This window comes from Streptomyces sp. NPDC099050 (assembly GCF_044759865.1).
GTDB lineage: Bacteria > Actinomycetota > Actinomycetes > Streptomycetales > Streptomycetaceae > Streptomyces.
Genome location: NZ_JBIWAE010000017.1, coordinates 201,755 through 213,230, shown reverse-complemented (window position 1 = coordinate 213,230; position 11,476 = coordinate 201,755). Strand labels below are relative to the sequence as shown.

The 11,476-nt window shown below is 73.9% G+C and carries 7 protein-coding genes; 5 read left to right on the top strand and 2 right to left on the bottom strand.

Annotated features, from left to right (window positions below):
* Positions 1–397: 397 nt before the first annotated feature.
* Together ACIQV3_RS27135 and ACIQV3_RS27130 are read right to left on the bottom strand one after the other, a co-directional pair.
* Entirely contained in the window at positions 398–1,972 is a 1,575-nt protein-coding gene (locus ACIQV3_RS27135; protein ID WP_403716169.1) for a DUF5691 domain-containing protein, read from the bottom strand.
* A 203-nt stretch (positions 1,973–2,175) separates the two neighbouring features.
* The gene (locus tag ACIQV3_RS27130; RefSeq protein ID WP_403716167.1) at positions 2,176–3,636 is read right to left on the bottom strand and encodes an SWIM zinc finger family protein; all 1,461 of its coding nucleotides are present in this window, start codon (positions 3,634–3,636) and stop codon (positions 2,176–2,178) included.
* Between the two features lie 135 nt (positions 3,637–3,771).
* On the opposite strand from ACIQV3_RS27130, the gene ACIQV3_RS27125 reads away from it, so the two are divergent.
* The 5 genes from ACIQV3_RS27125 to sucD all read left to right on the top strand — a co-directional run bounded on the left by ACIQV3_RS27125 (position 3,772) and on the right by sucD (position 11,379).
* Entirely contained in the window at positions 3,772–4,878 is a 1,107-nt protein-coding gene (locus ACIQV3_RS27125; RefSeq protein ID WP_403716165.1) for an AAA family ATPase, read from the top strand.
* A complete protein-coding gene (locus ACIQV3_RS27120) occupies positions 4,875–7,295 on the top strand; it encodes a DUF5682 family protein (RefSeq protein WP_403716163.1) in 2,421 nt (806 codons plus the stop codon). The genes ACIQV3_RS27125 and ACIQV3_RS27120 overlap by 4 nt, the downstream gene beginning before the upstream one ends.
* Positions 7,296–7,688: 393 nt before the next feature.
* Positions 7,689–8,861, top strand: a complete 1,173-nt coding sequence (locus ACIQV3_RS27115; RefSeq protein ID WP_403716161.1) for a VWA domain-containing protein — start codon at positions 7,689–7,691, stop codon at positions 8,859–8,861.
* 409 nt (positions 8,862–9,270) lie between these two features.
* The gene (gene sucC, locus ACIQV3_RS27110; protein WP_403716159.1) at positions 9,271–10,464 is read left to right on the top strand and encodes an ADP-forming succinate--CoA ligase subunit beta; all 1,194 of its coding nucleotides are present in this window, start codon (positions 9,271–9,273) and stop codon (positions 10,462–10,464) included.
* A 21-nt stretch (positions 10,465–10,485) separates the two neighbouring features.
* Entirely contained in the window at positions 10,486–11,379 is an 894-nt protein-coding gene (gene sucD / locus ACIQV3_RS27105) for a succinate--CoA ligase subunit alpha (RefSeq protein ID WP_327305020.1), read from the top strand.
* The last annotated feature ends 97 nt before the right edge of the window (positions 11,380–11,476 follow it).

The window sequence follows — 11,476 nt, the reverse complement described above, 5'->3', positions numbered from 1 at the left end:
CGGGGCTCGGTGGCTGCGGGTGGGGGGTCGGTGCCGGGGGCGGGGTGGGGTGTCGGCCTGGACTGCATGATTTAGGCGCCCTGTCCTCTGCTTCGACAGTGATCCGGAGTGGTGCGCCACAAATCACGCTTTACGTCCCGGCCAACACCCCACCCCGCCCCCGTCCCCGACCCCGGGCCGCAGCCCCCGCCGACCCCGCCCTTTCAGCCGGTCCGGCGTTTGAGGACCGGGGTCTGGGGCGGAGCCCGGGGAACGGTGGAAGGGCGGGTAGGGGAACTTCGCCCCGCGCAGCGGCAACGGGCGCTGCGGGAGCTTCGCCCCGCGCGGCGGCAATGGGCGCAGTGGGGGGCTTCGGGCCGCGCTGCGGTGCGGGTGGTGGCGGCCGTGGGGCCGGGAGTTAGTGGGGTGGGGCTAGTTCCGCGTGGAGTGCGGCGCGTAGGTGCAGGGTGGCTACCAGGCGTTGGAAGGCTTCCGACCAGTAGGCCGCCGCACCGCCCTCCTCCACCGGCTCCGCCGTCAGCGCATCGAGCCGCCCCGCCTCCGCAGGATCAAGGCACCGCTCGGCCAGTCCCATGACTCCGCTGAAGCTCCACGGGTAGCCGCCCGCCTCCCGTGCGGAGTCCAGTGCCTCGATCACCGCTCTCCCCAGCGCCCCCGCCCACGGCACCACGCACACCCCGAGCAGTTGGAACGCCTCCGACAGCCCGTGTGTACGTATGAACTCCGCCACCCAGGCGGCTCGTTCCTCCTCCCCGAGGGTCGACAGGAGCTTGGCCCGCTCCGCCAGCGACGCCGTCGCCGGGCCCGCCGCGGGTGGTGCGGACGCCGAGCCGAGCAGGGCCTGCGACCACGCGGGGTCGCCCTGGCGGACCGCGGCCCGGCACCAGGCGGCGTGGAGTTCCTCCGCCCAGCCCTCGGCCACCGGCAGGGCCACGATCTCCGCCGGGCCGAGTCCACCGAACCGTTCCCGCCAGCACGACAGCGGCGCCGACTCCACCAGCTGCCCCAGCCACCAGGCCCGCTCCCCGCGACCGGCCGGCGGCCGTTTGACCACGCCGTCGCGCAGCATCCCCGCATCGCACTCCGTGGGCGGCGTCACCCCCTCCGGGCCCACGCAGGCCAGCGCGCGCTCCGCCATCCGCCCGGCCAGCGCCGAGGTCGGCAGTGCGGACAGCAGCTCGGCGGCGGTCGCCCGGACATTGCGGCTGCGGTCGCCCAGCGCCGCCTCCAGGAACGGCTCGTCGCCCGCCGACAGCCCCACACGCAAGGAGTCGAGGAACATCAGCCGGTCCTCGGCCCGTTCGGTGCTCCACGTGGTCTCCAGCAGCCGTGGTCCGGCGGCCGCCTCGTGGGCCCGTACGAGACCGAGCAGCGCGACCCGCTCCGCGAACAGTCCCTCCTGCCACAGCCGCTCCACCGCCACCGGGTCCTCGGCGTCGGGCAGTTCGCCGGCGCCCCCGGATCCCCCGCGCAGCGCGAACCGCCAGTCCGGATTGAGCCGGGCCAGCCACAACCCGCGGGGTCCGGTCAGGGCCAGCGCCTGCGGGCGGAGGTCGCTACGGGCCCGGGCCAGGTCCAGCAGCGCGGGCACCAGCGCGGCCGGCGCCCGGTACCCGTGCTGTCCGGCGGCGGCCAGCCACTGGGGCAGCAGCTCCGTCAGGTCGGGGGCGGCCCCCCGCCGCCCGCTGCCGCTGCCCGCTCCGGCCCGGCCCGCCAGCAGCTGCGCGAGCCGCCGCCGGGCCGGCTCCGGCGGCTCCGGACGCGGGTCGTGCGGCGCGGGCTCGGGCCGGGGCCCCGCCTCGGCGGGTCTCAGCCCGGCCCGGCGCCGTACCGTCTGTACGGCCGCGGCCCCGAGCAGGGCGCCGGGACTGCCCCGGCGCCGCTCGGTACCCAGCAGTGCGGCGCCCACCAGATCGTCCCAGCTCCCGTCCGCGTAGGCCGGTCCGTCCGTCGTGGTCGTGGTCGTGTTCACCGGTTCCCCTCCCTCGTTTCCTCGCGTGCCGTGCTCCGGTCCCGCCCCCTCCGCGGGACCGGAGCAGCTCGATTTCCTGTGGCACGGACAGACGGCCGTGCCCATGGCCTCAACTGGCGTGGTTGTCGTCCACGAAAGCCCCCCGGCTCACTCGTTTCGAATACGTCGGCGCCCCCGCGCCGCCGCCTTCCCCTGCCGCCCGCTCAGCCCAGCACCACCGGCTCCGAGGAGTCCGGCCGCCAGGCCGTCAGCGGGGTGAATCCGCGGTGTCCGCATTCGCCGAACACCGTCAACGGGCCGCCCCCCGAGAGTGCGGCCAGCTGCCACAGCCCGGTCCCGGGCCGGCTCCCGGCCCCGGTCAGCGGCACGGGCAGGGCGGACGTCCCCTCCGCGTCCGCCAATTGCCATGTCGCCGCGTCCTGTTGCTCTCCCCGCTGATCTCCCTGTGCTCCTTCCTGGTGTCCCCCTCGGTGTCTCCCCTGTTGACCTCCCGGTATCGGCACCACCGGCCCGAGCACCACCGGCCAGGACTCCAGCCAGGGGTCCTCGCGCAGTGCCGTGCCGTACGCCTCGAGTGCCGCGGCCGTGCTCACGCCGGTCGGCGCGGTCCGGCACGGTGCGGCCGGCCCGAACCTCTCCCCGAGGTCCGCGCGCAGCCCCGCGGAGCCGGGCCGGAAGCGGGCTTCCGCCTCCAGCACCAACCCGACCGGCAGCGCCAGCCCCGGCGGTCGCCCGGGCGGGCCGAAGTCCAGGACCAGAGCCGGCCGCCCGCTCGCCTGCCCGCGCAGCCATGTCCGGCGGGTGATGAGACGGCCGTCCGGCGACGGCGTGTCGTACTGGGCCAACACCAGCCAGTGGTCCCGTACGGCCTCGCCCTCCGTCCGGGGCTGCAGTCCCAGACGGCTGCGGACCGTCGCGGCCAGCGGCTCCGGCAATCCGGAAACGCCCAGCCAGGCCCGGTCCAGCAGGTGCAGCAGCGCGGCCTCCTCCAGCATCCGGGCGGGCCAGCCGGTGCCGCAACTGGGTATCGTCCCCAACTCCCGTACCCGCGCCGCTAGCCCGGGTGCCTGGGCGTCGACCATCCGGGCGGCGGTCTCCTCCCAGGCCGCGTATCCCGCCCGCTCCTGACCGGCGAGGCCGCCGCGCACCAGGTCCGCGAGCCGCTGTTCCAGCTCGGTGACGCCCGCGCCGATCCGGGCCGCCCGCCGCTCGGCCCGCTTGCGGGCCCCTTCGGCGTCGGCCGGCCCGGCCCGGTCCGAGCGGCCGGCGGCGGGGCGCGCGGCCTTCGCCGCCCGCTCCGCGAGCCACTCGTCCGCCCAGTCCGGAGCCTCGGCCGAGGTGTCGGCCGAGGATCCGGCCGAGGTGCCGGCCGAGTCGTCGAGCCCCTCCGCGGCCCAGAGCAGCAGTAGGCCGAGTGCGTGCTTGCACGGGAACTTCCGGCTCGGGCAGGAGCACTTGTACGCCGGCCCGGACAGGTCGACGACCGTCCGGTACGGCTTGCTGCCGCTGCCCTTGCACAACCCCCACACCGCGCCGGAAGCGGAACCTCCGGTTTGTGACCACGGCCCCGCGCCGCCGAGTCTGGCCCCCGCCTTGCGTGAGGCGTCGTCAGGAGCCAGAGCCAGTACCTGTTCCGCCGTCCAGCGAACCCCCTGCTCAGTCATGTGCTCCACCGTAGAGACCCCCACTGACAATCGCTCTGACCTGCAACAACACATCAGTCAGGGGGCGTTGTCAGTGGTCGGGTGCATCGTGGTTCCAGCAGTCGTCGAGCGGCTGCGGAGCATTGGAGGGGGACCATGGCCACGACCGGGAACGAGACCACCGCAGAGGCGCTGCGACCGCACGCCGAAGACGCCTTCGCACACGAACTGAAAGCCCTGGCGGCCGCCGACGACCGGCCCCGTCCGGCCCGCTGGAAACTCTCCCCGTGGGCCGTGGCGACCTACCTGCAGGGCGGCACGCTCGAAGACGGCACCGTCATCACGCCCAAGTACGTCGGCCCGCGCCGGATCGTCGAAGTCGCCATCACGACCCTTGCCACCGACCGCGCGCTGCTGCTCCTCGGAGTGCCCGGCACCGCCAAGACCTGGGTGTCCGAGCACCTCGCCGCGGCCGTCAGCGGAGACTCCACCCTCCTCGTCCAGGGCACCGCCGGCACCCCGGAGGAGGCCATCCGCTACGGCTGGAACTACGCCCGTCTCCTCGCCCACGGCCCGAGCCGCGAAGCACTCGTACCGAGCCCGGTCATGCGGGCCATGGCCGAGGGCATGACCGCCCGAGTCGAGGAGCTCACCCGGATCCCCGCCGACGTCCAGGACACCCTCATCACCGTCCTGTCCGAGAAGACCCTCCCGATACCGGAGCTCGGCCAGGAGGTGCAGGCCGTGCGCGGCTTCAACCTCATCGCCACCGCCAACGACCGCGACCGCGGGGTCAACGAGCTCTCCAGCGCGCTGCGCCGGCGCTTCAACACCGTCGTCCTGCCGCTGCCCGCCACCGCCGACGCCGAGGTCGACATCGTCGCCCGCCGCGTCGACCAGATGGGCCGTGCCCTCGATCTGCCCGCCGCCCCGGAGGGGCTCGAGGAGATCCGGCGCGTGGTCACCGTCTTCCGCGAGCTGCGCGGCGGAGTCACCGTCGACGGACGTACGAAGGTCAAGTCGCCCAGCGGCACCCTGTCCACCGCCGAGGCCATCTCCGTGGTCACGGGCGGCCTCGCCCTGGCGGCCCATTTCGGGGACGGCGTCCTGCGTCCCTCCGACGTGGCCGCGGGGATCCTCGGGGCCGTCGTCCGGGACCCGGCCGCCGACCAGGTCGTCTGGCAGGAGTACCTGGAGGCAGTGGTCCGCGAGCGCGACGGCTGGAAGGACTTCTACCGGGCCTGCCGGGAGGTGACGGCATGACCCCGGGCACGCCGGGCAAGGGTCCGCTGCTGCTGGGCGTACGGCACCACGGGCCCGGCTCCGCCCGTGCGGTGCGGGCCGCCCTGGACGCGGCCCGGCCAGCGGCGGTGCTGATCGAGGGCCCGCCGGAGGGGGACGCCCTGCTCCCCCTGGCCGCGGACCCGGGGATGCGGCCGCCCGTCGCGCTCCTCGCCCACGCGGCCGACGATCCCGGCCGGGCCGCGTTCTGGCCGCTGGCCGGCTTCTCCCCGGAATGGGCCGCCATCCGGTGGGCGCAGGAGCGGGAGGTACCGGTCCGGTTCATCGACCTCCCGGCCGCGCACTCCCTGGCCGTGCCGGAGAGCGGGGACGGGGGAGAGGCCGAGGCAGAGGGCGGGGGTGGGGGAGGGGACGGGGCAGGGGAAGGCGCTGGGGAAGGGGCCGGGGACCGGGCCGGGGAAGGGTCCGGAGAGGGGCGCGGGGAAGGGGCCGGAGGAGGGCGCGGGGCGGCGCCCGGGGCCGTGCGGCTGGACCCGCTGGCCGTGCTGGCGGAGACCGCCGGGTATGAGGACCCCGAGCGGTGGTGGGAGGACGTGGTCGAGCACCGGGGCGGGGCCGGGCCGGCGGCCGACCCGCTGGGCGTGTTCGAGGCGGTGGGGGAGGCCATGGGCGCCCTGCGCGAGGAGTACGGCGCGGGCGGCCACCACCGGGACCTGGTGCGCGAGGCGTACATGCGGCAGCGGATGCGGGCCGCGCGCCGGGAGTTCGGCGACGACTACGCCGTGGTCTGCGGAGCCTGGCACGTCCCGGCCCTGCGGGCGAAGACCACCGCGGCCGCGGACAAGGCGCTCCTCACCGGGCTGCCCAAGGTCAGGGTGGAGACCACCTGGGTGCCCTGGACCCACCGGCGCCTCGCCCGGGCCGGGGGGTACGGCGCCGGCATCACCTCGCCCGGCTGGTACGCGCACCTCTTCGCGGCCCGGGACCGGCCCGTCGAGCGCTGGCTGACCAAGGTCGCGGGCCTGCTCCGGGAGGAGGACCGGCACGTGTCCCCGGCCCACGTCATCGAAGCGGTCCGGCTCGCCGACACCCTGGCCGCCATGCGGGGCCGGCCGGTACCGGGGCTCACGGAGACCCTGGAAGCGGTCCGGGCCGTGATGTGCGACGGATCCGACATACCGCTCGCGCTCATCGAGGACCGGCTCGTCGTCGGGGACGTGCTCGGCGAAGTCCCCGACGCGGCCCCTGTCGTACCGCTCCAGCGCGACCTGACCCGGCAGCAGCGCTCGCTGCGGATCAAGCCCGAGGCGCAGGACCGGGAGCTGGAGCTCGACCTGCGCAAGGACACCGACGCGGCCAAGTCCCTGCTGCTGCACCGGCTGCGGCTGCTCGGCATCGACTGGGGCGTCCCGACGGCCTCCCGGGGGAGCACGGGCACCTTCCGCGAGACCTGGCGGCTGCGCTGGGAACCGGAACTCGCGGTGCGGGTCGCCGAAGCCGGCATCTGGGGGACCACCGTCCTCGGGGCGGCCACCGCCAGGGCCGAGGCCGACGCGGCGGGCGCCGGGGAGCTGGGCGAGGTCACCGCCCTGGCGGAGTGGTGCCTGCTGGCCGGGCTCTCCGGGGCACTGCCCGCCGTCCTGCGGGCCCTCGCCGACCGGGCCGCGCTGGACACCGATGTGGCGGGCCTGGCCAAGGCCCTGCCCGCGCTGGCCCGTTCGCTGCGCTACGGGGACGTACGGGGCACCGACGCGACGGCGCTGGGGACGGTGGCGGCCGGGCTCGCGGAGCGGATATGCGTGGCCCTGCCGCCCGCCTGCGCGGCGGGGCTGGACGCCGACGCGGCGCAGGAGCTGCGGGGGCACGTGGACGGCGTGCACGGCGCGATCGGGCTGCTGGAGGTGCTGGACGCGGACGGCCTGCGCGAGCGCTGGGCGGCGGTGCTGCGGACGCTGGCCGGGCGGGACACCGTCCCCGGGCTGATACGCGGGCGGGCGGCGCGGCTGCTGCTCGACGACGGGCGGCTGCCGCCCGGGGAGACCGCGCGGCTGATGGGACTCTCGCTGTCCCCGGCGTGCGCGCCGGCCGACGCGGCGGGCTGGATCGAGGGGTTCGCGGGCGGGGGCTCGGGCGGCGGCACGCTGCTCGTGCACGACGAGCGGCTGCTGGGGCTGATCGACGGCTGGCTGGTGTCGGTGCCGGAGCGGGCGTTCATCGATGTGCTGCCGTTGCTGCGGAGGACCTTCGGTGGGTACGAGGCGGGGGTGCGGCGGACGCTGGGGGAGCTGGTCCGCCGTGGGCCGGGTGGGGCGGGGGCGTCCGCCGCCGGGCCGGGATCCGGTGCGGCGGCGGCCGGCTTCGGCCCCGATCTGGACCCGGTGCGGGCGGACGCGGTGGTGGACCTGGTCCACCTGTTGCTGGCGGGGGCTCGGGGCTGATCGGGCCTTGGCCCATCGGGCCTTGGCTCATCGGGCCCTGGTGGGGCGGGGCCGCCGTGGCCCGGGGCCGAGCGCGGGGACTGCATTGGGCCGGACCGGGCCGGACCGGGCGGGCCGGGCTGCGGTGGGCCGCTGCGTGGCGCCGAGTCCCCTACCCGCCCTTCGTCCATCCCCCAGGCTCCGTCCGGGGGGACCCCCAGCCGGGTTCTGCCCGGACCCGTTGCCGGGTGCGGCGCCCTTCCCGGGGGCCGGCCCCCGGACCCCCGCTCCACAAACGCCGGCGGGGCTGGGTTCCGGGTGGAGGGGCTTGATGTGGCCGGCGGCGGCCTGCGCGGGGCCGGCGGTGGTGGTCGGTATTGCTTCGGGATGGCTTCGAGAGCGGGAGGTGCGCAGATGGCTGGTACGGAAGTGAGTGACGGCGGCGCGGAGCGGTTGCGGCGGTGGCGGATGGTGCTCGGTGGGGGAGAGGGGGACGGGACCGGGTGTGCGCTGGGGGGTGCGGATGCCGGGATGGACGCCGCGCTCGGGGCGCTCTACGGGGCTGATGGCGGCGGGCGCAAGCGGGGGGCGGGGGAGCGGTCGGCCGGGCTCGGGGGGTCCGCGCCCCGGGTGGCGCGCTGGCTCGGGGACATCCGGACCTACTTCCCCACCTCGGTGGTGCAGGTCATGCAGCGGGACGCGATCCAGCGGCTCGGGCTGTCCGCGCTGCTGCTGGAGCCCGAGATGCTGGAGGCGGTGGAGCCGGACGTACACCTCGTCGGCACGCTGCTCTCCCTCAACAAGGCCATGCCCGAGACCACCCGGGAGACCGCCCGGGCGGTCGTCCGCAAGGTGGTCGAGCAGCTGGAGAAGCGGCTCGCGAGCCGGACGCGGGCCACGCTGACAGGGGCGCTCGACCGGTCCGCGCGGATCAGCCGGCCGCGGCACGCGGACATCGACTGGGACCGGACCATACGGGCGAACCTGAAGAACTACCTGCCCGAGTACCGGACCGTCGTTCCCGAGCGGCTCGTCGGGTACGGCCGCGCCTCGCGGGCGGTGAAGAAGGAGGTCGTGCTGTGCATCGACCAGTCGGGTTCGATGGCGGCGTCCGTCGTCTACGCCTCCGTCTTCGGGGCGGTGCTGGCCTCGATGCGTTCGATTGCGACCCGGCTGGTCGTCTTCGACACCGCGGTGGTCGATCTGACCGACCAGCTCGACGATCCCGTCGACGTGCTCTTCGGTACCCAGCTCGGCGGCGGCACCGACATCAACCGTGCGCTCGCCTACTGCCAGTCGAAGATCACCCGTCCCGCCGACACCGTCGTCGTCCTCATCAGTGATCTCTACGAGGGCGGCATCCGCGACGAGATGCTGAAGCGGGTCGCCGCGATGAAGGCGGCGGGGGTGGAGTTCGTGACGCTGCTCGCGCTGTCCGACGAGGGCGCGCCCGCCTACGACCGGGACCATGCCGCCGCCCTCGCCGCCCTCGCCGCGCTCGGCGCCCCGGCCTTCGCCTGCACTCCCGACCTGTTCCCGGAGGTGATGGCCGCGGCGCTGGAGAAGCGGCCCCTGCCCGTCCCGTGACCGGGAGAGCGCCGGCACAATCCGCCCGCGGGCCGCCCGTGCGCCTCCCTCGTACCGCCCGTGCGCCTCCCTCGTACCGCCCGTGCGCCTCCCCCGTACCGCCGTGCGGGGGTCCGTGGGGGAGGCCGTGAGGGAGGCCCCGTCGTGGTGGATCATCGGCGGATCGCACGAAGACGCAGTTCAACCGTGAGGCGATCTGTGACAGGTATCACCGCTCAGGTGTGATCTGCGATTTAGGGACCTACGTCCCACGGGGATAACCTGCGGGACGGACATGCCGCGTCCACGGTCACCGTGTGCGCCTTCCTTGTGACAGCGCCGTCACGTTGCCCTCCGCGGCACGCCCACGCAGATAGCAGACAACCGCGAATCACTGCGAATCTTTAAAAAAGACAAGGGACGGACGCGCGTGGACCTGTTCGAGTACCAGGCGAGGGACCTCTTCGCCAAGCACGGTGTACCGGTGCTGGCCGGTGAAGTCATCGACACGCCTGAGGCAGCCCGCGAGGCCACCGAGCGCATGGGTGGCAAGTCGGTCGTCAAGGCGCAGGTGAAGGTCGGCGGCCGCGGCAAGGCCGGCGGCGTGAAGCTCGCCGCCACCCCGGACGAGGCCGTCGCCCGTGCGACGGACATCCTCGGGATGGACATCAAGGGCCACACGGTCCACAAGGTGATGATCGCCGAGACCGCTCCGGAGATCCTGGAGGAGTACTACGTCTCGTACCTCCTCGACCGCACCAACCGCACCTTCCTGGCCATGGCCTCGGTCGCGGGCGGCATGGACATCGAGCAGGTCGCCGAGGAGACCCCGGAGAAGCTCGCCAAGGTCCCGGTGAACGCCAACGAGGGCGTGACCATCGAGAAGGCCCGCGAGATCGTCGAGCTGGCGAAGTTCCCGGCCGAGGTCGCCGAGAAGGTCGCCGAGGTCCTCGTGACCCTGTGGGCGACCTTCATCGCCGAGGACGCGCTCCTCGTCGAGGTCAACCCGCTCGCGAAGGTCGCCAACGGCGACGTCATCGCGCTCGACGGCAAGGTCTCGCTCGACGAGAACGCCGAGTTCCGCCAGCCGGGCCACGAGGAGTTCGTGGACCACGCCGCCGCGAACCCGCTCGAGGCCGCCGCCAAGGCGAAGAACCTCAACTACGTGAAGCTCGACGGCGAGGTCGGCATCATCGGCAACGGCGCGGGTCTCGTCATGAGCACCCTCGACGTCGTCGCGTACGCCGGCGAGGCGTACAAGTCGGTGAACGGCGGCGGCGTCAAGCCCGCCAACTTCCTGGACATCGGCGGTGGCGCCTCCGCCGCCGTCATGGCCAACGGTCTCGAGATCATCCTCGGCGACCCGGACGTCAAGTCCGTGTTCGTCAACGTCTTCGGTGGCATCACCGCGTGTGACGAGGTCGCCAACGGCATCGTCCAGGCGCTGGCCCTGCTGGAGGAGAAGGGCGAGGCGGTCACCAAGCCGCTCGTCGTCCGTCTCGACGGCAACAACGCCGAGCTGGGTCGCAAGATCCTCTCGGACGCCAACCACCCGCTGGTTCAGCGCGTGGACACCATGGACGGCGCGGCCGACAAGGCCGCCGAGCTCGCGGCTGCGAAGTAAGGGCAGAGGTCACAGACTCACATGGCTATCTTCCTCAACAAGGACAGCAAGGTCATCGTCCAGGGCATGACCGGTGCCACGGGCATGAAGCACACCAAGCTGATGCTGGCTGACGGCACCAACATCGTCGGCGGCGTGAACCCGCGCAAGGCCGGCACGACCGTCGACTTCGACGGCACCGAGGTCCCGGTCTTCGGCTCCGTCGCCGAGGCGATGGAGAAGACGGGCGCCAACGTCTCCGTCCTCTTCGTCCCGCCGGCGTTCGCCAAGTCCGCCGTGGTCGAGGCGATCGACGCCGAGATCCCGCTGGCCGTCGTCATCACCGAGGGCATCGCGGTGCACGACTCCGCCGCCTTCTGGTCGTACGCCTCCAGCAAGGGCAACAAGACGCGGATCATCGGCCCGAACTGCCCGGGTCTGATCACCCCCGGCCAGTCCAACGCCGGCATCATCCCGGGCGACATCACCAAGCCCGGCCGCATCGGTCTCGTGTCCAAGTCGGGCACGCTGACCTACCAGATGATGTACGAGCTCCGTGACATCGGCTTCTCCTCCGCCGTCGGCATCGGTGGCGACCCGGTCATCGGCACCACGCACATCGACGCCCTGGAGGCGTTCGAGGCGGACCCCGACACCGACCTGATCGTCATGATCGGCGAGATCGGCGGCGACGCCGAGGAGCGTGCGGCGGACTTCATCGCGAAGAACGTCACCAAGCCGGTCGTCGGCTACGTCGCGGGCTTCACCGCCCCCGAGGGCAAGACCATGGGTCACGCCGGTGCGATCGTCTCCGGTTCTTCTGGCACCGCACAGGCCAAGAAGGAAGCCCTGGAGGCCGCGGGCGTGAAGGTCGGCAAGACGCCGACCGAGACCGCGAAGCTGGCGCGCGAGATCCTGAACGCCGCGCAGAAGTAGTAGGAGCAGCAGCCGCCTTCGGCTGTACGTGCAGACGGGCGTGGCCCGCACCCTGTGAGGGGTGCGGGCCACGCCCATTTTCGTCCGCGAGTCCGCG

Excerpts from the sequence above, each read along its gene's own strand:
- ACIQV3_RS27130 (WP_403716167.1), bottom strand. The coding sequence starts at position 3,636 with ATGACTGAGCAGGGGGTTCGCTGGACGGCGGAACAGGTACTGGCTCTG.
- ACIQV3_RS27125 (WP_403716165.1), top strand. The coding sequence starts at position 3,772 with ATGGCCACGACCGGGAACGAGACCACCGCAGAGGCGCTGCGACCGCAC.
- ACIQV3_RS27120 (WP_403716163.1), top strand. The coding sequence starts at position 4,875 with ATGACCCCGGGCACGCCGGGCAAGGGTCCGCTGCTGCTGGGCGTACGG.
- ACIQV3_RS27115 (WP_403716161.1), top strand. The coding sequence starts at position 7,689 with ATGGCTGGTACGGAAGTGAGTGACGGCGGCGCGGAGCGGTTGCGGCGG.
- sucD (WP_327305020.1), top strand. The coding sequence starts at position 10,486 with ATGGCTATCTTCCTCAACAAGGACAGCAAGGTCATCGTCCAGGGCATG.